The sequence below is a fragment of the Marinomonas sp. SBI8L genome, from assembly GCF_001624705.1.
GTDB lineage: Bacteria > Pseudomonadota > Gammaproteobacteria > Pseudomonadales > Marinomonadaceae > Marinomonas.
Genome location: NZ_JSEO01000013.1, coordinates 22,091 through 46,822, shown reverse-complemented (window position 1 = coordinate 46,822; position 24,732 = coordinate 22,091). Strand labels below are relative to the sequence as shown.

General features: G+C 42.5%; 17 protein-coding genes. 5 read left to right on the top strand and 12 right to left on the bottom strand.

The annotated features are described in order from the left end of the window. Positions 1-92 precede the first annotated feature (92 nt). The 9 genes from OA91_RS18165 to OA91_RS18125 form a co-directional block, all read right to left on the bottom strand. Positions 93-326, bottom strand: a complete 234-nt coding sequence (locus tag OA91_RS18165) for an oxidoreductase-like domain-containing protein (protein ID WP_231870405.1) — start codon at positions 324-326, stop codon at positions 93-95. Positions 327-427: 101 nt separating this feature from the next. Next, positions 428-1,849, bottom strand: coding sequence for a glutamate synthase subunit beta (locus OA91_RS18160; RefSeq protein ID WP_046015970.1), 1,422 nt, complete (start codon positions 1,847-1,849; stop codon positions 428-430). 115 nt (positions 1,850-1,964) lie between these two features. Then, positions 1,965-6,416 carry a glutamate synthase large subunit gene (gltB, locus tag OA91_RS18155; protein ID WP_063339385.1) on the bottom strand — a complete coding sequence of 1,484 codons (4,452 nt, stop codon included), beginning with the start codon at positions 6,414-6,416 and terminating at the stop codon, positions 1,965-1,967. Positions 6,417-6,885: 469 nt separating this feature from the next. After that, entirely contained in the window at positions 6,886-8,511 is a 1,626-nt protein-coding gene (locus OA91_RS18150; protein WP_046015968.1) for an AAA family ATPase, read from the bottom strand. 43 nt (positions 8,512-8,554) lie between these two features. Continuing rightward, positions 8,555-9,655: a 3-dehydroquinate synthase gene (gene aroB, locus OA91_RS18145; RefSeq protein WP_063339384.1), complete on the bottom strand. Its 1,101-nt coding sequence runs from the start codon at positions 9,653-9,655 to the stop codon at positions 8,555-8,557. Continuing rightward, a complete protein-coding gene (gene aroK, locus OA91_RS18140; protein WP_082828010.1) occupies positions 9,655-10,200 on the bottom strand; it encodes a shikimate kinase AroK in 546 nt (181 codons plus the stop codon). Before aroK ends, aroB begins: the two co-directional genes overlap by 1 nt. Positions 10,201-10,242: 42 nt before the next feature. Beyond that, on the bottom strand, positions 10,243-11,430 hold the full coding sequence (locus tag OA91_RS18135; protein WP_063339383.1) for a type II and III secretion system protein: 1,188 nt from the start codon (positions 11,428-11,430) through the stop codon (positions 10,243-10,245). After that, entirely contained in the window at positions 11,420-12,343 is a 924-nt protein-coding gene (locus tag OA91_RS18130; RefSeq protein WP_063339382.1) for a hypothetical protein, read from the bottom strand. The genes OA91_RS18135 and OA91_RS18130 overlap by 11 nt, the downstream gene beginning before the upstream one ends. Next, on the bottom strand, positions 12,315-13,349 hold the full coding sequence (locus OA91_RS18125; protein ID WP_063339381.1) for a hypothetical protein: 1,035 nt from the start codon (positions 13,347-13,349) through the stop codon (positions 12,315-12,317). Before OA91_RS18125 ends, OA91_RS18130 begins: the two co-directional genes overlap by 29 nt. Positions 13,350-13,762: 413 nt before the next feature. Here OA91_RS18125 and OA91_RS18120 point away from each other — a divergent pair, with 413 nt between their 5' ends. Beyond that, positions 13,763-16,222, top strand: a complete 2,460-nt coding sequence (locus OA91_RS18120; RefSeq protein ID WP_063339380.1) for a penicillin-binding protein 1A — start codon at positions 13,763-13,765, stop codon at positions 16,220-16,222. A 627-nt stretch (positions 16,223-16,849) separates the two neighbouring features. Here the strand turns inward: OA91_RS18120 and OA91_RS18115 are convergent. The 3 genes from OA91_RS18115 to rpmE all read right to left on the bottom strand — a co-directional run bounded on the left by OA91_RS18115 (position 16,850) and on the right by rpmE (position 19,360). Next, the gene (locus tag OA91_RS18115; RefSeq protein WP_046015961.1) at positions 16,850-18,112 is read right to left on the bottom strand and encodes a malic enzyme-like NAD(P)-binding protein; all 1,263 of its coding nucleotides are present in this window, start codon (positions 18,110-18,112) and stop codon (positions 16,850-16,852) included. 197 nt (positions 18,113-18,309) lie between these two features. Then, positions 18,310-19,122 carry a thermonuclease family protein gene (locus OA91_RS18110; RefSeq protein WP_063339379.1) on the bottom strand — a complete coding sequence of 271 codons (813 nt, stop codon included), beginning with the start codon at positions 19,120-19,122 and terminating at the stop codon, positions 18,310-18,312. A 22-nt stretch (positions 19,123-19,144) separates the two neighbouring features. Beyond that, positions 19,145-19,360 carry a 50S ribosomal protein L31 gene (gene rpmE / locus OA91_RS18105; RefSeq protein WP_046016066.1) on the bottom strand — a complete coding sequence of 72 codons (216 nt, stop codon included), beginning with the start codon at positions 19,358-19,360 and terminating at the stop codon, positions 19,145-19,147. Between the two features lie 259 nt (positions 19,361-19,619). Between rpmE and OA91_RS18100 the strand changes: the two genes are divergently transcribed. From OA91_RS18100 to hslU, 4 genes are all read left to right on the top strand, one after another. Further along, positions 19,620-21,851: a primosomal protein N' gene (locus tag OA91_RS18100; protein WP_063339378.1), complete on the top strand. Its 2,232-nt coding sequence runs from the start codon at positions 19,620-19,622 to the stop codon at positions 21,849-21,851. 46 nt (positions 21,852-21,897) lie between these two features. Continuing rightward, a complete protein-coding gene (locus tag OA91_RS18095; protein WP_063339377.1) occupies positions 21,898-22,524 on the top strand; it encodes an SPOR domain-containing protein in 627 nt (208 codons plus the stop codon). A gap of 204 nt (positions 22,525-22,728) precedes the next feature. Beyond that, positions 22,729-23,286 carry an ATP-dependent protease subunit HslV gene (gene hslV, locus OA91_RS18090; protein ID WP_046015957.1) on the top strand — a complete coding sequence of 186 codons (558 nt, stop codon included), beginning with the start codon at positions 22,729-22,731 and terminating at the stop codon, positions 23,284-23,286. A gap of 92 nt (positions 23,287-23,378) precedes the next feature. Continuing rightward, positions 23,379-24,698, top strand: coding sequence for an ATP-dependent protease ATPase subunit HslU (gene hslU, locus OA91_RS18085; protein WP_063339376.1), 1,320 nt, complete (start codon positions 23,379-23,381; stop codon positions 24,696-24,698). The last annotated feature ends 34 nt before the right edge of the window (positions 24,699-24,732 follow it).

The following is a 24,732-nucleotide window of genomic DNA, read 5'->3' as shown; positions in this document are numbered from 1 at the left end:
CAAATAAGCGAGGATGATTTGTCTATTTTGGACAACTAGGCAGGGCAATCAGATAAAAACAGGTCGTTTAAGACGTTTTTAGAAAGCTGTTTCTACAGCTTGTTTTCTGACTTGTCGCTATCTGATACGGTTTTCTGGGCCGCGGCTTTTTGAGCTGCTTTCCACTCACGCATCTCTTCATAGTAAGCATCCCACACACAAGGAGTGCAAGATGATTCACAACATTCCCATTCTTCCGGTCTAGTGGGTTTTTCAGCCATGACATCCTCTCTTGAATTCGCCATTTCTTGCTCACACATAGTAAAACAGCCGTTATTGAAAAACAAAAAAACCGCCCCTTATTTTGCTAAGAAAACGGTTTTTTTGTAAATATAATTTAGCCCTGTAAGTCAGGCTATTTGGGCGTTTAGCTTAACTAAACAAACCTCTATATATCTAGGTAATCCATGATTCCTTCAGCCGCTTTACGGCCTTCATCAATGGCAGTTACCACAAGATCAGAACCTCGAACCATATCACCACCAGCGAAGATTTTTTCGTTAGTTGTTTGGTACATGAACTTATTACATTTAGGAGCAATAACACGTCCACGAGCATCTGTATCTATGCCAAATTTCTCAAACCATGGCGCTGGGCTTGGCTGGAAACCAAAGGCAACCAATACCGCATCAGCAGGTAGAATTTCTTCACTACCTTCGACCACTTCAGCTGAACGACGACCGTTTTCGTCAGGTTCACCCATTTGAGTTTGAACAACCTTAATCCCTTCTACCTTACCATCACCAACAATTTCAACAGGCTGGCGATTGAAAAGAAAGTTCACACCTTCTTCCTTGGCGTTTTGTACTTCTTTACGTGAACCAGGCATATTCTCTTCATCACGACGATAAGCACAGTGAACTGACTTAGCACCTTGACGGATAGAAGTACGGTTACAGTCCATGGCAGTATCACCACCACCAAGCACGATAACCTTTTTGCCTTTCAAGTTAACAAAGTCTTCTTCGTTTTCTTGGAAGCCAAGGTTCTTATTCACATTGGATACTAGGAAGTCTAGTGCATCATGTACACCTGGTAGATCTTCACCCGGGAAGCCACCTTTCATGTACTTATAAGTACCCATACCAAGGAATACAGCATCGTATTCTTCAAGTACGTGCTCAAACGGCACATCATCACCAACAGAAGTACCTAAAACGAACTCTACGCCCATTTCTTCAAATACTTCACGACGACGCGTCATTACCGTCTTCTCAAGTTTAAACTCAGGAATACCAAAGGTTAACAAACCACCGATTTCTGGGTTCTTATCAAAAACGACTGGCTTAACACCGTTACGTACTAGGATATCAGCACAAGCAAGACCTGCAGGCCCTGCACCGACAATCGCTACTGTTTTATCAACAGGCACAACTTTCGACATGTCAGGTCGCCAGCCTAAGGCAAACGCCGTATCAGTAATATATTTTTCAACTGAACCGATTGTTACCGCACCAAAACCACCTTCACCTAAGGTACAAGCACCTTCACAAAGACGGTCTTGAGGACACACTCGACCACAGACTTCAGGCAAAGAGTTAGTCTGATGACTCAGCTCTGCCGCTTCTAAAATATTGCCTTCACTGACTAGCTTTAACCAGTTAGGAATATAGTTGTGAACGGGACATTTCCATTCGCAATATGGGTTACCACACTCAAGGCAACGGTGAGACTGTTCTTTTGCCGCTGGTTCTTCGAACGGCTTATAAATCTCAACAAACTGACCTTTACGCGTGATTAAAGGTTTTTTACTTGGATCTTCGCGATCCACTTCAACGAATTGAAATACGTTGTTTAAGCGCCCAGTCATAAGCGGCATCTCCTATGGTCCTTCTCTCTTACATGAAGAAAAGAAGTAACACTAAAAATATGTAGTTAAGTTAAACAAGGGGTAACACAATTTACCCCTTAGACGCTGTCAGCAATTACTCTGGACGCTGACGTGTGTTGTCTAATAAAGCACCTAAACTTGCTGCTTTAGGTTTAACTAACCAGAATTTACCAATGTAGTCATAGAAATTATCTAAGATTTCATGGCCCCACTCACTGCCACTTTCGGCAACATACTCTTCAATTACAGAGCGTAAATGCGAACGATATTCTTCCGTTAACTCAGTACCGATACGATGAATTTCTACCAATTCATGGTTGTACTTATCTACAAAAGTACGATCCATATCGAGAACATAAGCAAAACCACCTGTCATACCAGCACCAAAGTTATGGCCAGTATTACCCAGGATTGTGACAGAGCCACCTGTCATATATTCACAACAGTGATCACCCGCACCTTCAACTACCGCATGGGCACCTGAGTTACGAACAGCGAAACGCTCACCGGCGGTTCCGGCTGCAAACAACTTACCACCTGTTGCACCGTATAGGCAGGTATTACCTATGATGGCACTCTCTTGAGATTTAAATTCAGACGCTTTTGGTGGGCGTACTACAAGCTTACCACCTGTCATACCTTTACCTACGTAGTCGTTCGCATCACCTTCTAGGTACATGTTAAGACCACCCGCATTCCAAACACCAAAACTTTGACCTGCAGTACCAGTCAATTTAAGGGTAAGTGGCGCATCATTCATGCCCTGATTACCATAACGCTTAGCAATCTCACCAGATAAACGGCCACCGATAGAACGGTCACAGTTAGTCACGTTAAAGGCAAACTCACCGCCTTCTTTCTCTTCAACCACATCTTTAACCGCTTCCCACATTTTAAGAGCATGCTCACCCTTATCGTGTGGTGGGTTTAATGGGATTTCACAGTATTGTGGTTTATCCGCAGGAATCGCATCATTATTTAGAATCGGAGTGAGATCCAAGCCAGCTTGCTTGTCGTTCTCACCTTCTAAAATGGTTAATAAGTCAGTACGACCAATCAAGTCTTGTAGTGACGCAACACCTAACTTAGCCAACCACTGGCGTGTATCTTCTGCCATGAACAGGAAGAAGTTTTTGATCATGTCGACTGTACCCAAGAAGTAGTCATCACGTAGATGCTGATCTTGAGTTGCAACACCTGTCGCACAGTTATTTAGGTGACAGATACGTAGGAACTTACAACCCATGGCAACCATAGGTGTTGTGCCAAAACCAAAGCTTTCAGCTCCTAGGATGGCAGCTTTGACAACATCTAAACCTGTTTTCAGGCCGCCGTCTGTTTGTAGACGAATCTTGCCACGAAGATCGTTAGCACGAAGCGCTTGTTGTGCTTCGGCTAGACCAAGTTCCCATGGAGAACCCGCATGACGAATAGAAGTAAGCGGAGACGCAGCGGTACCACCGTCGTAACCCGAGATAGTAATTAGATCAGCATAGGCTTTTGCAACACCTGCGGCGATTGTACCCACGCCAGGCTCAGACACTAGCTTCACAGAAACAAGGGCCTCTGGGTTCACCTGCTTCAAGTCAAAGATCAGCTGAGCCAAATCTTCGATTGAGTAAATGTCATGGTGCGGCGGTGGTGAAATAAGTGTCACACCAGGAACCGCATAACGCAGACGTGCAATCAAACCATTTACTTTACCACCAGGTAGCTGACCACCTTCACCCGGTTTAGCACCCTGCGCTACTTTAATTTGTAGCACTTCAGCATTAACCAAGTATTCAGGAGTCACACCAAAACGACCTGATGCAATCTGTTTAATCTTAGAGCGACGTTCTGTGCCGTGACGGGATGCATCTTCACCACCTTCACCAGAGTTAGAACGACAGCCTAGTTCGTTCATCGCTTGCGCCAATGCTTCGTGAGCTTCTGGAGACAAGGCACCTAAAGACATACCGGCAGAGTCAAAACGCTGTAAAATCGCAGCAGCAGATTCAACTGTATCTAATTCAATTGGTTTAGCGTCTTCAGAGATAGCAAACAAGTCACGTAACATAGATGCAGGACGATTATTCACTAGGTCCGCATATTTCTCGAAGTCTTTAAACTCACCACTTTTCACCGCAGCTTGTAAGTTACGAACTACATCTGGGTTAAAGGCATGGTATTCGGCATCGTGAACATACTTAAGGTAACCACCTTGCTCGATCGGCTTACGCTGTTTCCAAGCATTCACAGCAATACGTGCTTGCTCAGCTTGGAAGTCGGCAAATTTCGCACCTTGAATTCGGCTGGCAACACCTTTAAAGCAAAGATCAATCACTTCTTGAGCTAAACCAACCGCTTCAAATAATTGCGCACCACGGTAAGAAGCAACGGTTGAGATCCCCATCTTAGATAGGATCTTCATCAAACCTTTGTTAATACCTTTACGATAGTTTGAGTGACAGCTAATTGGGTTGCCTAGCACTTCACCGTTATCAATCATGTCGTTGATCAAACGGAAACTTAGGTATGGATAAACCGCAGTGGCACCAAAACCTAACAAGACAGCAAATTGATGCGGGTCACGAGCAAAACCAGTATCACAAATGATATTAGTATCACAGCGTAAACCAGCTTGAGTTAGATGGTGATGTACTGCACCTGTCGCCATAGGCGCAGGAATTGGCAGCATACCTTTTTCGATATCACGGTCTGTTAGTACAACAATCACAGCACCATTCAATACCGCTTCTTCGGCACCTGCTTGCAAGTTTTTAATAGCTTGCTCTAGGCTAACTTCATCTGGATTATAGTTAGTATTTAAACGTACCAAACGGAATCTGTAATCATCCATCGCCAATAAACGGCTGAACTTGCGCGGTGACAATACCGGCGAAGACATGATGATACGGTTTGCGTGTTTTGGTGTTTCTTCAAACAGGTTACGCTCACGACCAATACAAGTTTCTAACGACATAACAATAGATTCACGTAGTGGATCGATTGGCGGGTTAGTTACCTGAGCAAACTTTTGTCTGAAGTAATCTGTAACAGGACGAGTACGGCTAGACATAACTGCCATAGGCGTATCATCACCCATAGAGCCTGTCGCTTCGTGCCCACTTTCTGCTAACGGACGGAAAATTTGTTCACGTTCTTCAAAGCTTACTTGGAACATTTTTTGATATTCCAGCATTTCTTCTGATGTGAAGTGTTCAAATTCTTGCTTAGATTCAACCAATAGAGATTCGATACGAATCGACTCTTGCTTCAACCATTTTTTGTAAGGATGAGCGACTTTCAAACGGCTATCTATATCAGCAGTATGCAGTACTTTACCTGTTTGAGTATCAACCACTAGCATTTGACCAGGGCCAACGCGTCCTTTAGCGACAACATCTTCAGGCTTGTAGTTATAAGTACCTATCTCAGAAGCCACTGTCATATAGCCATTTTTGGTCATAACCCAACGCGCTGGACGCAAGCCATTACGGTCAAGCATACATACAGCATGACGCCCATCAGACATTACCAAACCAGCTGGGCCATCCCAAGGTTCCATGTGCATTGAGTTGTACTCATAGAAAGCACGTAGGTCAGGGTCCATGTTTTCCACGTTCTGCCATGCAGGTGGAATAATCATGCGTGCTGCACGGAAGATATCCATGCCGCCAGTTACCAATAGCTCTAACATATTATCCATAGAAGAAGAGTCAGAACCCGTAGTGTTTACCAAAGGTTTTAGCTCTTCCATTTCAGGGATAAGCGGTGAAAGTAACTTGCTAGAACGTGCCAAGGCCCAGTTACGGTTACCATCAATCGTATTGATCTCACCATTATGGGCAACCATACGGAAAGGTTGCGCCAATGGCCATTTTGGCAAGGTGTTAGTGGAGAATCTTTGGTGGAATACACAGATAGCTGTCTGCATACGTGCATCACCTAGATCCTTATAGAAAGAAGGTAGGTCAACCGGCATCATCAGACCCTTATAAGACAAAACCTTGTCAGATAAAGAACAGATGTAAAAGTTTTCATATTGAGTTAATGCAATTTCAGCGCGGCGACGAGCAACAAACAAACGAGTTGCGAAGGTACGCGCGTCCATACGGTTACTATCAATAATAACCTGTTCAATTCGAGGTAAACAATCAATCGCAATCTCACCAAGGCAAGCAGGATCAGTTGGCACTTCACGCCAGCCCACTAGTTTCAAACCTTGATCTTGTAAGCTTTTACTTAAAACATCACGCTGCTCATTTGCCAGGGCTTCTTCCTGATCCAAGAACACCATACCCACACCATACAAATCAGATAAGGTGTGATTAAACAGCTTGTATGCTTCTTCACGTAAAAAACCATCAGGTTTTTGGATTAACAATCCGCAACCATCACCTGTTTTTCCATCTGCCGCGATACCACCACGGTGTGTCATACAAGTTAATGACTCAATGGCTGTTTTCAACAAATCGTGACTAGCATCGCCTTCCATATGAGCGATCAAACCAAAGCCACAGTTGTCTTTGAACTCACCAGGACGGTAAAGACCTGTATTCATACGCCAACTCCCACAAAATATAAACGTAAAAAACTAGATTAGAATTCTTTGAAGATATCGCTGACTGTATCGCAATATCTTTGTGTTGGCTGACTGACTCATTTTTAGGATGAGAATGACGGTCGATAAAAATTGCCAACTATAATTTGATGGCCATAGTACCCTGCAAATCTAGCTTGCTCAAATTAGCAAAATCAAAGTTTCTGTTATTTTATAGGGATTTAGGGGTGTTTTAATGACAGAAAGCAGCAAAAGAAAGCATTTTATCTGGTGAGCTTTTTACTCAGCAGAAAATTATTCTGTTCGAACAGAAATTTCAGTGGAAAATGGTTTTTTCTGCCTTTTAAAGCAGATTATTGCTTGTTTTTGGTAAATTAAGGACGTTTTTGATTAAAAATCATACAGTTTCGAAGAGATTATCAGTTGATAAGCCTGTTTAGAGCCAAGATTTAGAGATTTTAAGACAAGATTACTGAGCTTTACGTATATCCTGCTGAATTCCACGTAATCCTCTAGCCCATGGGGTTAAAGCACGTAAATCTCTTGGTAAAGCTTCAATTCCGGCAATAGCTTGGCTTCGATTACGGTATAAACCGTATACAACAACAAACCATTCTCGGCCATTATGCACAGTTTCAAAGTAGGAAAGACCATCTAAACTACCCTGATCCCGAATAAAATCCTTCACGGTCGATAGGGTATGTGTACCTAATAGCTGTAAAGTATAGCGGTTTGGGTTTTGCCCTAGTAACCAAGTCGTTTTATCAAACCTGTCGGCTTGTGCACTGGCAACAGCACTCTCTTGTTTTACCGGATTGTTAGCAACTCTTGGCTGAGTATTGCTAACAATCGGGGCAGCAACAACACTGGTGCTTCGTCCTTGGGTCGTCAACACACTAGGCTGGGTCACCTTAGGCTCAGCACTCTTAGGAGTAGTCACATTAGTATTTGCCAACGCTTGGGTTGCTAGCGTTTTCGCCGTAGAGGCAATACTTGTATCTGTTGTCTTTTCAGGCTCTGACTTAGGAGGCACTCTGGCATCCATAGGAATCGGCGGTAACGAGATAGCCTTATTGTTTTCTAGCCCTCTTTGTACCTGTTCAATTTTCGCTATAGTGGAGGAAGTACGATTCTGATTACTACTTAGCTGGGAGTTACTCGTTAAAGGAATAACCTTACCCGTGGTTTTTGTGCTGCTTTTAGATTCTGAATCATTAAAAATAACTGTAATTAAGATCGCCAGCATAACAACAGATAAAAGCGCCATATGCACAAGCGGGAAACCTAAACCAAGGCCAAGACTCAAGTTAAATTTACTTTTTTCAGCACCTTTGCCCATTAGGCGTCGAGCAACCTGATTGATCGCACCAGGGTAACCTGCGGACTCTTGGAAAATAGTTTTTAGCTGGCGCTCATTAAAAGGCAGATTAATTTCACCGCCTATACTGCGCACTCTATGTAATAGATAAGCTTGTGTCTGCTCAAAACTATAAGGAGAAAGTGTCTGGGAATGACTAAGTTGATCAAAGCGAGACTTTTGATAAGAGTCTAAATTTCTCTGTATCGGTTGCTCACTAAATAGAACCACATGAGGAACCGCTTGGTTCTCGTTAGCTAATGCAATCATGTCCAATAGCATGGTGACGGCATCTGTATTTAACTCATGGGCATTATCTATTAGCAGTAAGACGCTTTGGCCAACTTGCTCTCTGTCTTTAGCGAACTTTAATAAAGGACCAAAACTTGAGTCTATGGTTAAGCCATTAACCCCTTCTGGGAAGCCCTTGTATATATTCTCCAACAGCTGCCCTGCTGTCATTAACATGCCGCCTTTAACACGGCTGATAATCGCAATGTCTGATTGTTGGCGAGCAAACTCTTCCATAAAGGCAGTTTTACCACTGCCTTTAACACCCTCAACAACAAACAGCATAGAACTGTAACGGCTTAGATGCTCTAGTAAGGCAAGTTGTTGGTTTCGCTCTTCAGTGGCGAAGTAGGGAGCAGATATTGAGGCGAAAGGATCCCTCAGCATAACCTTAGGCTGCTGATCTAATGCTTCGTCTAAATCAAACTGAAAACTTGATTCAGCCATTCGTCCCCTTGCTAATCCTCTGCAATACCTATCCCAATACCTTTTATGCGATTGATTGGCTAAATTCTAACGCATCATTTACACCACTTTCAAACATAGTCATTGGAAAGTCTGATGTTACTATGGCATCACCTAATGCTTTAACAAGCACAAGGCGCAAACTACCATCAAGCACCTTTTTATCAACCAACATACAACGCACAAAAGACTCCAGCGTCATATCCGTTGGCGGTAAAGTAGGCAAACCTGCTGCTTTTAAAATAGCCTGACTACGGACCAAGTCTTCGCCTGTTAAATTGCCCATACGCCAAGATAGATCCAATGCCATCATGGTTCCTGCCGCAACAGCTTCGCCGTGCAGCCAAACACCATAACCCATTTCTGTTTCTATCGCATGACCATAGGTATGACCTAGATTTAAAATAGCGCGAATACCATTTTCTTTTTCATCTTGAGCAACAACATGAGCTTTAGCTGCACAAGAACGATAAATAGCATCGCTAATATGTTCTTGAGATAAAGCCATTAATGCTTCCATATTAGCTTCAAGCCAATCAAAGAATTCTAGGTCGCAAATCATACCGTATTTGATCACCTCAGCCATGCCGGCTGACAGTTCTCTTTTGGGTAGTGTGGAGAGTGAATCCGTGTCTATGATCACGGCTTGAGGCTGATGAAAAGCCCCTATCATATTTTTACCTAGGGCATGATTAACACCCGTTTTTCCACCAACAGACGAATCAACCTGAGATAATAAAGTGGTAGGCACCTGAATAAAGTTAACACCCCTTTGATAGGTAGCAGCGGCATAACCTGCCATATCACCAATTACACCACCACCTAAAGCAACAATTGTAGTAGTACGATTATGACGTGCTTCTAGCAGACGCGTCATGATCATTTCATAAGTAGTTAAGGTTTTATAACTTTCACCATCAGGCAAAATACAGGTATCAACTTGGTAATCATCTGCTAACAGGTTAACCAAAGCATCTAAATACAATGGTGCTACTGTTTCATTGGTCACTATCATCACTTGCTTGCCTTTTATGGCATCTGCAAACAATTCTTTTTTGTGACGTACACCAGCGCCGATATAAATAGGGTAACTACGATCACCAAGATCGACATTCAAGGTTTGCATTAACAAGCACTCTCTTTATTTAAGTGACGCTTTATTGCATCTAAAACTTTATTAGCAACCACTTTTGGATTACGGGAATCAGTTTCAACAATCAAACCAGCGACATCACGGTATAAGGGATCACGTAATTTAAACAAATCTGTTAAGACTTGTTTTGGATTACCGTTTTGCAATAGCGGCCTGTGATTGCTCTTTGAAGTACGAGATAGTTGCTGAGCAACAGAAGCATATAGGTAAACCACTAGGCCACCTTTGCGAAGAATGTCGCGATTTTCATCTCGCATTACCGCACCACCACCTGTCGCCATAACAATAGTAGAGCCGTATTCTTGGGTCAGATCATGTAAGGCTTGAGTTTCACGTCGACGGAAACCATCTTCACCTTCTTTATCGAAAATCCATGGGATATCAGCCCCTGCATTTTCTTCGATGACTCGGTCGGAATCGAAAAACTCACGACCAAGTGATTGTGACAATAAACGACCTATAGTCGTTTTTCCAGCGCCCATTGGGCCAACTAGAATGATATTGGGGGCATTATTCATTATGTTCAAATACATCAGAATTAAACAGAGATAGGCCATAGCCTAGTAATAAGACATTTGTAGCAGTTTTGGAGTAATAAATACAAGTAATTCGACTTTTTCTTGCCTTTGGGTCTGCTGTCTAAACAAGGCTCCGACCAAAGGTAAGTCTCCCAAAAATGGAACTTTACTCATACTTTCCCATACTTCATCCCTATATATGCCACCTAGAATTAATGTCTCTTCGTTTCCGACAACTACCTGAGTATTAATTCGGTTGGTTTCAATACTGGGCACACCATTATACATCTCTCCCACTGCATCCTGATGTATTTTTAAACTAAGCTGAACCTTGTCGCCCTTTTTCACAAAAGGGATAACTTCCAAGGTTAAACCTGCCTGCTTAAACTCCACTCTAGTTCCATCGTCATCTTTCGTTTGATAAGGCACCTCTGTACCAGATTCAATACGGGCCATTTGCCCTTCTGCCGTCACAATTTTAGGTTCAGAGACGATATTCGCCAGACCATTAGACTCTAAGAAACTTAAGTTTAACGCCAACAGGTCATCACTTTTCGTAACCGCAAAAGATAAGCCTGAAGTCGCTCCCGTCGTTGCAAGATCAACAAGCCCTTCAGCCGTAGACAAGGTGTCACCTAACATTTGCCCCTGCCACTCAACTCCTATCTGTTTTTCAGTCGCATTTTGAACCTGCGCAATACGCGCACTAATTTCTATCTGCCTAACCGGTGAATCAAGCCAAGTAACGGTCTCTTCCAAAGCATGAAGCTCTCTACAGCTACGACTAACTATGGAATTAGTTCTTTTATCGAAGGAGGTCACTAAATCTGGATATAGACGTTTCAAGTGCTGGCTAACTTTTTCGGCGAGTGCATGCTCAAGGTGCCAAAAGCGAGTGACACATGGTGTACTTTCTTCACCCTGACCTTCAATCTCAGATTTTGGCTCATCAGATATGAGTGCTTTCGGCATCAGGATCGCCGTATTTTCTGACCAAGCTAAATCTAACTTATGCTGAGTCGCAATCGACTCTATGAGTTCTGGCCAACTAACCCCAGTTAAAGACAAGCTCAAGTTTGCTTTAATCGCAGGACTTAACATAAGACTATTACCTGTTTCTGTCGCTAGCCAAGGCAAGAAGTCTTGAATATTTTTATCCTTTACCTGCACATCCATTGCATAAGCAGGCACACAGAAAGAGATAATGAAAAACCACAGCTTAAATATCATCCTCCAGCCCCTCATATCGAAGCGCTACTTGAGGAAGTCCCTCTACTTGACCCTGTTTGCCCCTCTCCAAATCAAGTTGTAAATTTACATCGGACAAGTCTGCTGTGTTCAAATAATTTAAAACCAGATTAGGCTGTGCTTGGTCAACAAAAGTTGAACTCATATATTGCTGTTGAAAAACAGCCTGTTTATCACTAAGTGACACCAAATTAGCCGCTAAAGCAGGCACCCAATCTCCAAGCTCCAAAGAAAGGTCTCTCTCCTCTACTCGCATTTTAAGAATACGTTTATCTTGCCACTTCAAAGCAGCAAGTACTTCAATATCTTTTGGCCAGGTTTGGTAAAACCGGTTAGGTAAAGGTTGGTACTTTTTCACAGCAAACTTCTTTGGTACGAACTGCAACTGTAAGTTCATATCTAACAAACCATTTTCTAACCAATAAATCTGCTCATAACTCGGCCGTAATGAATACTGATCAAATAGCTTATTTAATATCGTCATCCATTCTTGGTAACTAAAAGCACCTTGCAAAGAAATATAAAACAATAAGGGAGTCGCTCCTTTATCCTTATGACTAAGAATACTGTTGCGAAACAGATCCGCTCTTTCTGTCTCCGCCTGCCAGGTTAACCAAGAATAATTATCCAGCCAGATAGGATGGTTCGATTTATCTAAAAGGCTTTGTAATATTTTACTTTGCCTAAGTAGCTTTTTTTGATCTTGTTCAAGCGCTAAGGTTTCCTCTTTAAGACTGATAAAACTTGGGTACCAAGCTAAGCTTGCTAAGATAAAGGCGAGAACCACAGTCGCTAAGCTAATTGGAGGCCACCCTAAAGACCTCATCTGAACTCGGCTATTTTCAGTCCCCGTGATAAGAGACCTATCATTTTTGCTGGATTTGAATAACAACATTTAGAACACTCCTTGTTCTTGTCGTCGGATATGCTTGCTTAATATCCTCAAGGTTAATAGGTTGCTGCCACTCATCCATAAGTGTCAGCTGCACATTTTTCCATTTATTTTGCCAAACTGAAAAGCTAGTTAGTAACTGTTCACTATCAACACTAATGCCCAGCCATGAAACATCATTCTCATTAGATATAGAATTTATGCGTATATCTAAAGGCAGTAGCTGCATCATTTTTTTAGCAACTAGGCTGGTCTGATTAGGACGAACCTGTGCCAAGGACACACTATTGAGTTGGGCTTGTTCAAGACGAAAAGCAGCGGCCTCTAAATCCTGCTTTTCAGACTCATAGCTAAATAATAAAACTAGCTGTGAAATAAAAACCATGCAGAGCAAAGCCACCCAACGTTGAGCATACTGCGCAGCAGTAATACTGGCTTGCTTAATACTTGGCGTGATACTTAAAGCAGCCAGTGCTTTATGAGGTTGTTTTACGCTTTGACCTGTAAATAGCTGAAAGCAGTCTTGCTGAGAGACAATTCCTTTAAAGCGGGAAGCTTTTGGCAACTTGTCGCAAATAACATCATAAATACCTTTTGACGCTGTTGTGACATTAAGCAACCATTCATCATCCTTCTCATTAGCACTATAGCGATAACAAACTCGTTCTGGCGCTAAATGACTGACTTCAGATGCTAAAGCTAAGGCGGCAAGACTCTTAACCTGACGGGAATTAGTTAAGGGGAGTTGAGTTTCAATTGATCTGATCCAAGCATCTGGCACAAGCAGAAACACTTGGCATAAAGGTGATGTAAGCAACTTTCTTTCTTGTTTGCTTAATTCAAGACACATACCTTGAGATAGATAGTCATCCATCGATAAATGCAAACTTTGCTGTAATAACAGCAAATCAGCTAAAGATTTATAACCCTGTTTGTTATTAAGGTTTAAATCATAAAAATGAATACCTTCGGGTAAGCACACCAATAGGTAGTACTTTGTTAACAACATAAATCCATCCTTGAATTTTGTGTTAATTCATAATCATATCTATTTACTGGTCACTCCTAGCAATAAACTTCCCTACTATAGCTACCAGCATCAGGCTAAGTTATTGCTGACCTTATCTTTTTATAAATGAATTAAATGATTCCTCTACTCAAATAAAATAGTTTATTTTCTCCTATAAAACAAAAACACATATCATGTTTTAGCCCTTTACCTCTAAAGTCACTTAAGAATAGGCTCCTTGACGGTATTTTACTTTGTAAAAATGAAACCTTTTACAGCTAACAGACTCAAATCAATGACAAAATTGATACAGAGATAAGCCAACTTAATACACGCAAGCTAGGCACAATTAGGTATAATCTGGTCAATTGTTAATACTGTTCTTTTTACAATTTCTCCAACCTAGGTGAGACATGGCCCGTTTTTTTAAAATATTCTTATTACTCTCTTTGTTTGGCGCAATCTCAGCTGTTGGTATCTCTTATGCTTTTTACAAAAGCGTTGAAGATAAAATCCCTACCGTTGAAGAGATGCGAGCAACCGAATTACAGGTGCCTCTGCGAATTTACACCTTAGATGGTAAGTTGATCGAAGAATTTGGAGAAAAGCGTCGCACCCCAATTTCTTATGAAGAAATTCCGGCGATGTTAGAAGGTGCCGTACTTGCCGCCGAGGACAGTAACTTCTATGGTCACCCAGGTGTCGACATTATGGGTTTGGCACGTTCAGCGCTGCAAATTCTTACCACAGGGCACATTGTTGGTGGTGGTAGTACCATCACAATGCAGGTTGCGAGGAACTACTTTCTTACCTTTGAGCAAACCTTCGTCCGTAAATTTACCGAAATTATTATCGCGTTAAAAATGGAGCAAGAGCTTTCCAAGCAAGAAATCCTTGAGCTCTACATGAATAAAATTTACTTGGGCAAAAGCTCCTATGGTTTCCAAGCCGCAGCGCAAGTCTATTACAACACCACACTGGATAAGCTAAATCTGGCACAAATCGCCATGATTGCTGGTTTACCCAAAGCGCCTTCAAGCTTTAACCCTATCAACCGCCCTTCCCGTGCTCTGATTCGCCGTAACTGGATTTTGCAGCGCATGCTTTTCCTCGGCATGATTAATAAAGACAGCTACGAAGAAGCGGTAGCTGCTCCGATTACCGCTAAAAACTATGGTATACAATCTGAAGTTAGCGCGGATTATGTGGCTGAGATGGTGCGTGCAGAGTTATTCCAAACCTTTGGTAAAGCCCTTTATGAAGAAGGCATGAGCGTTTACACCACGATAGACTCTCGTTTACAAGAATCCGCTAATGATGCGATTCTCTTCGGCCTTTCAAGTTATGACGAACGCCATGGTTATCGTGGCTCAGATGAGACCCGTCCTGACCTTGTTGAAGCGCCGCTAGAAGAGCAAGTTAAAGAGCTGAAGAAGTTCTCTAAAGTTGGCAAATGGCAATCTGCTTTAGTGTTATCGACTGAAGAGAAAACCGCAGAAATTCGTCTTGATAACGGTGAAAGAGCAGAACTTAGCTGGAATGCAATGAAATGGGCAAAACCCTTTATTGATAATGACCAACAAGGAGCTAAACCAAAGTCAGTTCAAGACATCTTGGTAAAAGGCGATATTGTTCGTGTCAAACCTGATAGCAAACTTGGCTGGAAGCTCTCTCAAATTCCATTAGCACAGAGCGCGCTTATTTCATTAAACAGCAAAAATGGCGCCATTCAGTCCTTAGTGGGCGGCCTTAACTTTAGCCATAACAAGTTTAACCGTGTGACTCAGTCTAAACGCCAACCTGGCTCTAGTTTTAAACCTTTTATCTACTCTAGCGCGATTTCATCTGGCTATAGCGCGGCGAGCATTATTAATGATGCGCCAGTAGTCTTTAACGACCCAAACCTTGCCAGTGCTTGGCGTCCGACGAACGATGGCGGCAAATTTTATGGGCCCACTCGAATTCGCCAAGCCTTGTATCGCTCACAAAATATTGTATCTGTAAGATTGCTGGACGAAATGGGAGTGAGGCCAACGCTTGAGTTCCTACGTCGTTTTGGCTTTGATCCACAAGAGTTACCCAACAACCTGTCCTTATCACTTGGTAGTGCTAACTTATCTCCCTTACAAATTGCCACAGGTTACGCTGTCTTATCTAACGGTGGTTTCCAAGTTAAGCCTTATATTATCGACAAGGTATTAGGCCGTGATGGTGAAGAATTATATCGTTCCAGACCTATTACTGTGTGCGAGCGTTGTACACCACTTGAGCTTGAAGAAGAAACAGAAGAATCGCTAGCAAGTGCCCTATTCGACACAGATGAAGGGGTTCAAACCCTACCCGTTGCTCCCCAGGTACTAGACCCAGAAGTAGATTACATCGTCTATGACATGATGCGTGATGTAATTAAATACGGTACAGGTCGACGTGCCCGTGTACTTAAGCGCGATGATATTGCAGGTAAAACAGGTACCACTAACGATGGCCGTGATGCTTGGTTCTCAGGCTTTAATGGGGATGTGGTGACCACTGTATGGAGCGGCTTTGACAACTCACAACCCCTTGGCCGTGGCGAATGGGGCGGGTCAGTTTCATTGCCAACTTGGATCGAATATATGCGTGATGCCTTGGCCAATACCGAGCCCTCTTACATCGACAAACCCTCAAGTCTGGTCACAGTGAGAATCGACCCTAAAACGGGAGATCGCGCACAGCCTGGCCAAAAAGATGCCATCTTTGAAGTGTTTCGCGAAGAGAATGTGCCAGAGATGAAATTAGCCAGTACCCAAACTGGCACCATTAGTTCTGATAATGCCGGCATTAATGAAATCATTGAAGCCAAAGAAGAGCCTATTTTAGAAGAGCTTTTCTAATTCAACTTAGATTCCCTCACTCCTAAAGCCCCTTACCCATACCTTGTTGAAACCTTCAACAAGGTGTTCACTTGCTAGCAAACTTTAAAGAAAAGGATGGCAGCGAAGGCAAAAAGGCTTTTCACAACAGCGCTCCAGTTTTAAATGCCCAAGAGCCCGCTGTTAAAATCCAGATTTAGGCCCCTAAAATTAGACCTCAAAATGAATAGACCACACTAACATTAGTGATCTAATCGCTTTAACTTCTCCTATCCCTAGCCCTAGCCCAATCCCTACCCTTAGTCCGTTTATCAAATTGCAACTTTTTAGAGGGTTTATTTTTCACTCCCCCCCAATCTTTTCGGCTAAAAAAGTTCTTGAAGGCAAGGCCTAAGCCTTTTAAGAAGATGGGGAGGTTTTTAATATACTTATTCATCTTATCTTAGGCCTCCATGCCCGTTTGCATTAATAATATAGCTGTAATCACTCGCTCAACCCCTTTATCAAAGGTCTTTATTTAAATACCTGAGGTAAATCGTAAAACGGCTAAGTATGCCTCATTTGCTATATCTATAGGATAAAGATCTTTTTCTATGATACAAAAAAGCCGGATCTAAAATCCGGCTTTTTCAATACCTAATAACAGTCCTAGAAACGTTCTAGATCTGTTAGTGGGTAGAAGTCAGGGTAAGGTAGAGACGCTACACCTGAATCAACAGCAGCTTGTGCAACAGCACCAGATACAACAGTCAATAGACGGCTATCTAATGGCTTAGGCAAAATGTAAGCCTTACCAAATTCCATTACTTCACCGTTGTAGGCTTCGATAACGTCAGCTGGAGCTGGCTCTTTCGCTAGATCTTTAAGCGCATGTACAGCAGCAACTTTCATTTCTTCATTGATCTTAGTCGCACGAACATCTAGTGCGCCACGGAAGATGAATGGGAAGCCAAGTACGTTGTTTACCTGGTTAGGGTAGTCAGAACGACCTGTTGCCATGATTAGGTCATCACGTGTTGCGTGAGCCAATTCTGGGCTAATTTCTGGATCTGGGTTAGAACAAGCAAAGACAACTGGGTTAGCAGCCATTTTTGTTAATTGCTCTGCAGACAATAGATTAGGACCAGATACACCGATAAATACATCAGCACCATCAATTGCATCGTCCAGAGTACGCTTATCAGTATCGATAGCGAACATTGCCTTGTATTGGTTTAGGTCATCACGACCAGAGTGGATCACACCCTTACGGTCCAATACATAAATGTTTTCACGTTGTGCACCACAGCTGATGATAAGTTTCATACATGCAGTCGCAGCAGCACCCGCACCTAGGCAAACGATTTTTGCAGTCGCAATATCTTTACCTTGAAGCTCAAGTGCGTTTAATAGACCCGCAGCCGTTACAATCGCTGTACCGTGTTGGTCATCATGGAACACAGGAATGCTACATTTTTCGATCAGCTGACGCTCAATCTCAAAACATTCAGGTGCTTTAATATCTTCTAGATTGATACCGCCATATGTGTTCGCGATGCGAGCAACAGTATCGATAAAAGCTTGTGGGCTTTCAGATTCAACTTCAACATCAACCGAGTTAACACCAGCAAAGCGTTTGAAAAGTACGCCTTTACCTTCCATAACTGGTTTTGAAGCTAATGGGCCAAGATTACCTAGACCTAGAATAGCAGAACCATCAGAAATTACGGCAACTAGGTTACCTTTACCTGTGTAGCGATACGCTGTTTCAGGATCTTTTGCAATTTCACGGCAAGGTTCAGCAACACCAGGGCTATACGCTAAAGACAGGTCACGAGCTGTCTCTGTAGACTTAGTGATAGTCACACTTAGCTTTCCTGGAACTGGGTGTTCATGATATTCAAGCGCGGCTTGTTTCAAATCTTCGGCCATTGTATTGATTTCCGTTTAGGTGTTTTTAGACAATTATTAGATTATTTTTTTAGTGCAGCTTTACTCTAACTTTATTGGTTTAAAACCAATAATAACTTATCTGTATATAGTTTCTCTTTTAGAGAATAAATACCAGAATAAAATTTTCATATCGTGAAAAAACACTAATATTTTGCAATATTATTCTGGAACCCGTCCTATTCTAGTACTAACTGCAAATCATTGGGGTGTTTTATCAACAAAACCCATGACTTATGTTCGGCTTTTTTAGATGTTCTAAAATATTGCCATCCTCTCACTTGAAGGCGCTGCTCCTCTAAATGGAAGACGCTAGATTCGGACCACTGATCAGCATAAGCTTTGGGTAAATTGATAACTAAACCCTGTTTGGTTTTTAGCCACCATCCACCACGGTTGCGGGTAACAGAAGTTATGGTTACATTTGCGACAACAAAACCCGCTTGTGGCTGCCATTGTTGTTTCTTGCGCCAAACGCCGAGCTGCTGCTCTTGCGCCAGTGCTTCTGCCTTAATTAAACAAGATTGGTATTTAATATTTGGCGGTATCGCAATTCGATAACCTAATCCTTGAGATATTAACCGACTTCCTATTGAAATTCGATCAATATCAAATAAGTAGTATAAATAGCGTCCATATCTGTCTCTTTTATCAGGACCTTCTTGATAATAGATGTGCTTATTCTCAAAAGACTTTAAAAACTGAAAAGCTTGCCAAGCGAATGCCTGATGTTGCCCTGTTTTATGGTCGAGTTCAGGTGTATTCACGCCAACCAGCCTAATACTTTTATCTTTTTCACCATTTTCTGCTTTTAAAATAAGCGTATCCCCATCAACAACACGGGTAACAAACGCTTTGGTTACTTGGCCTTTAGCTAAACATAAAGAAGGGGCAGCTGATGCGAATGAGGGAGAACTAAAAATAACACCAGTTATGAGCAGGCATAAAAAAAGCGCCAACCAAGGTTGACGCTTTTTTTGAGAGTTAATCATTCGATTAAATAATATAAAAATATTACTTAGAAGAACGACGCGCTCCGAAACGCTTGTTGAAACGATCAACACGACCACCAGTATCAAGCATTTTTTGCTGACCTGTGTAGAAAGGGTGGCATTGGCTGCACACATCAATGTGAAGATCTTTACCTAAAGTAGTGTTTAGGCTTAGTGTATTACCGCAAGTACAAGTTGCTGTAATCGCTGTATAAGTAGGATGGATATCTTTTTTCATAACGATCGCCTTTAAGTTTTGGTGTGCCGCCACATGATCTTGTCTAATAACATCTAAGGTTAAAAGAGAGTCAAGCACCGCACAATTTGTTGTACAGACATTGTACACTGGTTCCAAGAGCCGCGTATTTTAGGCGTCATTAGCACTTTCGGCAAGTTATTTTGCATTGATTCTTGCGCTTATCAGGCGTTCAACCTAAAAAAAGTTTAAAATCCAATAAGATAACAAACTCAATCTCGATTAAGGCTAGGTCCTGTCCATGCATGAAGCGCTATTAACTCCTCATCCTTTTGTCAAAGTTGCTTTGGCTGTGCCCATGCGCACTTTGTTTGACTACAAGGTTCCTAAGGCAATTGCCTTAAGGCATGAGTTGAAAGTAGGCATGCGTATTAAAGTTCCCTTTGGCAATAGCACACGCTTTGCCATCATAGCCGCCTTAAGTTATGAGACTGAATGGGATGAAAACCAAGTTAAGCCCATCACCTCATTACATGATGATCAGCCAGTACTGGATGCTGAAATTCTTAAACTCGCCAACTGGGCCCAGAGGTATTATCACCATCCGATAGGTGAAGTGCTTTTTCATGCTTTACCTGTACTCTTACGTAAAGGTGAAAAAGCGGATTTTAGGACAGAAAATTGGTGGTGTATTACAGAACTAGGTAAGTCATTTAACCCTGCTGAATTAAAACGCGCCCCAAGACAACAAGATTTTCTAGCCGCTGTGCAAAGTCATGCGAATGGTATTAGCCCACAACTGATGGCATTACATTCTCTCTCAGCCAGTGCCGCCAAAGCGTTGGAAGAAAAGCAGCTTATTCAGCGGGTGCAAAAACACTTCAGTAAAAATGTCGAGCATCATGGACATCAAAAAGAAGTTCCCCACACGCTAAATACAGAACAAGCCCATGCCCTAGATACCATTATGCCTAAACTCAATGAGTTTAATGTGTCTCTATTAGATGGCATCACAGGCAGTGGCAAGACAGAAATCTATCTGCGCTTAATCGAAGAGATGATCAAACAGGACAAGCAAACGCTTGTATTAGTCCCTGAGATTGGATTAACACCACAAACACTGAAGCGCTTTGAGAATAGATTTAATACAGATATCGTCTTGCTACACTCAAATATGAATGACAGAGAGAGGCTAGATGCTTGGCTCATGGCGCGACAAAGCCGAGCCAAGGTCATCATAGGCACCCGCTCTGGTATCTTTGTCCCTTGTCCTGATTTAGGTCTCATCATCATAGATGAAGAGCACGACGCTTCGTATAAACAACAAGAAGGTTTTCGTTATCATGCTAGAGACCTTGCCATAGTCAGAGCTCAGGCAGCGAAAGTCCCTGTTATTCTGGGTAGTGCCACCCCATGCTTTGAAAGCCTCTTAAACGCATGGCAAAACAAATATCAATGGCTCAAACTGCGCCAAAGAGCCGGCAATGCAAAACTACCTGAAATGGCTCGAGTGGATTTACGAGGAGAAACCCTCTTTTATGGTTTTAGTGAAACCACACTTACCGCTATGAAGGCGACGCTAGCCAAAAAAGAGCAAGTCTTAGTTTTTTTGAATCGTCGAGGCTATGCACCAACTTTAATGTGCCATTCTTGTGGCTGGATTGCTGAATGCGAACATTGCGATGTTAATTTAACGGTTCACAAGAAAGCGAACAAACTTCACTGCCATCACTGTGATCGCCACCAAACATTGGTTTATTCATGCCCAGAGTGCGGCAGTGAAAAGCTTTCTACTGTAGGTGAAGGAACTGAGCAAATAGAGATTCAACTTAGCCAAGCCTTTAAAGAGACTCCTATCCTAAGAGTCGATAGAGACAGTACACAAAGAAAGTCGGCACTGACACAAATTACCAATAAAATTCATGAACATGATCAAGCCATTTTGATCGGTACCCAAATGCTAGCTAAAGGACACCATTTTCCTAATGTCACCTTGGTTGTGGTTATGGATGCGGATGTTGGTTTATTCTCAGCAGATTATCGAGGTATGGAAAGAACCGCTCAGCTCATCATGCAAGTATCAGGTCGAGCAGGCCGTTCAAGTAAACCCGGTAAAGTACTGCTACAAACCTATCATCCTGATCACGAGTCGATACTGACCTTGTGTGATCAAGGCTACCAAGCATTTGCGGCCCAAGAGTTACAAGAAAGGAAGCGTTTAGATTGGCCGCCTTTTTGTCATCAAGTTTTAATTCGAACAGAATCCCATGATGAAGACGAAGCCTTTAACCTGCTACAACAAGTACGTTTGATGTTAGACCAACAGCAATTAGACGAAATAAATTATTTAGGCCCCTATGCTGCCATCATAGTAAAAAAAGCGGGACAACATAGATATTTACTTTCACTCAAGTCAAAGCAAAGAGCGCCTTTGCATCAGTTAGTTGAGCATTTAAGTCTATGGTTAGAAAAAAACACTCAATCACGCAAAGTTCGCTTCGCAATTGATGTAGACCCCCTAGAAACTTACTAAGCAAGTGCGCATAATGTGGCAAGTTTTTTAAACCTTAATGAGAAGCATGTTCGATTTTATTCAAATGGCCCGTAAAAGGACCCAATCTAAAAAGGGAGCCACTCGACATCAGGCTCCTGTGGCAAAAGCAAAACCCGTAAAGTGGTGGATGTGGTTGTTAATCCCTGCCGTGGTTTTAGCCTTTATTTTTGCCCTGTTTAAATTGAGCCAAGTGTCTTCTGAAAGTAGCACTGCGCCTGTAGTTACCAAAGAGAAAGTTGCGCCGAAAAAAACCAGCGAGCCGAAAAAACAGGCACCACAAACGGTTAAAAAAGAAGCGAAGAAAACTGACGAAAAAGAAAACTTTGAGTTTTACCAAATTCTGCAAGACAGCGAAGTAGACACCAGCCACGTAGACGCTTACAAGTCCACCCCAAGAGGTGAGCAGGACTTCCTCTACATGATTCAGGCAGCTTCATTTCGTAATGATAAAGATGCAGACCGTATGCGTGCAGATCTAATTTTATCAGGTATGGATACTAAGATACGCAAAACCATAGGTGAAAATGGCCAACCTTGGTACCGTGTTGTGGTTGGCCCTTTTGTGTCACGTTCTAAAATGAACCGAGCCAAAGATAAATTAGCAAATAAAGACATCCAAGCTTACTCCTATAAGATCCCTAAGGAAGACTAGGGAAACTGCGATTAAGCTGCGGCTCTCGTCTTAAGTCTCAGGCGTTTTATCCAAACGCTGAGACGGGAGGAGTGATTCGTAGCTTCCCTAGTCAGGCTTTCTTAGTAATAAAAGCGCAAGACTTTTTCGCTATGTGTTACCTCTATCCTTGAAAAGTCCTTGCTTGCCCCCATTTTCTATTTTAATTGAATTTGGAGTAGATCAATGACAACCATTCTAACAGTACGTAAAGGCAATCAAGTCGTTGTTGGCGGAGATGGCCAAGTATCCCTAGGCAATACCGTCATGAAAGGGAACGCGCGCAAAGTTCGCCGCCTTTACCATAATGAAGTTGTAGCAGGCTTTGCCGGCGGTACAGCAGACGCTTTTACCCTATTCGAACGCTTCGAAGGTCAATTAGAGAAATACCAAGGCGACCTCGTACGTGCGGCCGTTGAGCTAGCCAAAGATTGGCGTTCCGACAAAGCCCTACGTAAGCTAGAAGCCATGCTAATTGTTGCTAACAAACACAGCACCCTGATCATCACAGGTAACGGTGATGTAGTTGAACCAGAACATGGTGCCCTAGCAATAGGTTCAGGAGGTAATTATGCAGAAGCATCAGCACGTGCACTGATTGATAACACAGACTTAAAAGCCCAAGACATAGTGGAAAAGAGTTTAAAAATTGCCGCTGATATTTGTGTATTCACTAACCATTCTTTAACAGTGGAATGCATCACAATTGACCCTCAGCTTGAAGATAATACCCAAGCAGTTTAACGGTTATTTACCCCCTAACACCTAGCGGGAAATTTGAATTTATACCCTCATGATGCAGACAAGATCATGATGAATAGCGAAGAGATAAGATTATGAGCAAGATGACGCCAAGAGAAACAGTAAACGCGTTAGACGAACATATCATTGGACAACAATCTGCCAAGAGAGCCGTAGCCATTGCCCTACGTAATCGCTGGCGTCGCATGCAACTTCCAGAAGCTATGCGAGCAGAAGTAACGCCAAAAAACATTCTGATGATAGGGCCAACAGGTGTCGGTAAAACCGAAATTGCCCGCCGTCTTGCGAAACTGGCTAACGCGCCTTTCATCAAGATAGAAGCAACTAAGTTTACTGAAGTCGGTTATGTTGGCCGTGATGTTGAGTCCATCATTCGTGACCTTGTGGAAATGGCAATCAAGATGTTGCGTGAACAAGCAAGCGAGCGTCTACAACACAAAGCAGCAGATGCCGCGGAAGATCGCATTCTAGACGCCCTACTACCACCAGCACGCGGTGTGGAACCAACAGAAGATAGCAACACTCGCCAAGTTTTCCGTAAAAAGCTACGTGAAGGTCAACTAGACGATAAAGAAATCGATATTGATGTGGCAGCACAAGCCGCTAACGTTGAGATCATGACACCACCTGGTATGGAAGAAATGACTAGCCAGTTGCAAAACATGTTCTCTAACTTTGGTGGTGAAAAAACCACTAAACGTAAGATGAAAGTGAAAGACGCTCTACGTCAAGTTCGCGACGAAGAAGCGGCGAAACTTATCAACGAAGATGAGTTAAAAGCTAAAGCCGTTGAAGCCGTTGAGCAAAATGGCATAGTCTTCCTAGATGAAATCGATAAGGTGGCTAAAAGCTCTGAGCGCTCAAGTGGTGAAGTATCACGCGAAGGTGTTCAACGTGACCTACTTCCATTAGTTGAAGGATGCACAGTCACCACTAAATACGGCATGATTAAAACGGACCACATCCTATTCATTGCTTCTGGTGCTTTCCATTTATCTAAACCTTCTGACTTAATTCCTGAGTTACAAGGCCGACTACCCATTCGTGTTGAGCTAGATGCACTAACCGTTGAAGACTTTAAACGCATCCTAGTTGAACCAAATGCCTCTCTAACTAAACAGTATGTCGCCCTTGCTGCTACGGAAGGTGTTGCACTTAACTTCACAGAAGAAGGCATCCATCGTCTTGCTGAGATGGCCTTTAAAGTAAATGAAACCACCGAGAACATTGGTGCTCGTCGTTTACATACTGTTTTAGAGCGTTTATTGGAAGAAATTTCATATTCAGCAAGTGATATGCCAGAAGGCCAAGTGGTTGAAATTACTGCTCAGTATGTTGATGATCAACTAGGTGAAGTATCTCAGGATGAAGACTTAAGTCGCTATATCCTATAATTATCGGCACTTCGACTCACAAAAGAGGTTCAAT

Excerpts from the sequence above, each read along its gene's own strand:
- OA91_RS18160 (WP_046015970.1), bottom strand. The coding sequence starts at position 1,849 with ATGACTGGGCGCTTAAACAACGTATTTCAATTCGTTGAAGTGGATCGC.
- gltB (WP_063339385.1), bottom strand. The coding sequence starts at position 6,416 with ATGAATACAGGTCTTTACCGTCCTGGTGAGTTCAAAGACAACTGTGGC.
- OA91_RS18150 (WP_046015968.1), bottom strand. The coding sequence starts at position 8,511 with ATGGCTGAATCAAGTTTTCAGTTTGATTTAGACGAAGCATTAGATCAG.
- aroB (WP_063339384.1), bottom strand. The coding sequence starts at position 9,655 with ATGCAAACCTTGAATGTCGATCTTGGTGATCGTAGTTACCCTATTTAT.
- aroK (WP_082828010.1), bottom strand. The coding sequence starts at position 10,200 with ATGAATAATGCCCCCAATATCATTCTAGTTGGCCCAATGGGCGCTGGA.
- OA91_RS18135 (WP_063339383.1), bottom strand. The coding sequence starts at position 11,430 with ATGATATTTAAGCTGTGGTTTTTCATTATCTCTTTCTGTGTGCCTGCT.
- OA91_RS18130 (WP_063339382.1), bottom strand. The coding sequence starts at position 12,343 with ATGTTGTTATTCAAATCCAGCAAAAATGATAGGTCTCTTATCACGGGG.
- OA91_RS18125 (WP_063339381.1), bottom strand. The coding sequence starts at position 13,349 with ATGTTGTTAACAAAGTACTACCTATTGGTGTGCTTACCCGAAGGTATT.
- OA91_RS18120 (WP_063339380.1), top strand. The coding sequence starts at position 13,763 with ATGGCCCGTTTTTTTAAAATATTCTTATTACTCTCTTTGTTTGGCGCA.
- OA91_RS18115 (WP_046015961.1), bottom strand. The coding sequence starts at position 18,112 with ATGGCCGAAGATTTGAAACAAGCCGCGCTTGAATATCATGAACACCCA.
- OA91_RS18110 (WP_063339379.1), bottom strand. The coding sequence starts at position 19,122 with ATGATTAACTCTCAAAAAAAGCGTCAACCTTGGTTGGCGCTTTTTTTA.
- rpmE (WP_046016066.1), bottom strand. The coding sequence starts at position 19,360 with ATGAAAAAAGATATCCATCCTACTTATACAGCGATTACAGCAACTTGT.
- OA91_RS18100 (WP_063339378.1), top strand. The coding sequence starts at position 19,620 with ATGCATGAAGCGCTATTAACTCCTCATCCTTTTGTCAAAGTTGCTTTG.
- OA91_RS18095 (WP_063339377.1), top strand. The coding sequence starts at position 21,898 with ATGTTCGATTTTATTCAAATGGCCCGTAAAAGGACCCAATCTAAAAAG.
- hslV (WP_046015957.1), top strand. The coding sequence starts at position 22,729 with ATGACAACCATTCTAACAGTACGTAAAGGCAATCAAGTCGTTGTTGGC.
- hslU (WP_063339376.1), top strand. The coding sequence starts at position 23,379 with ATGAGCAAGATGACGCCAAGAGAAACAGTAAACGCGTTAGACGAACAT.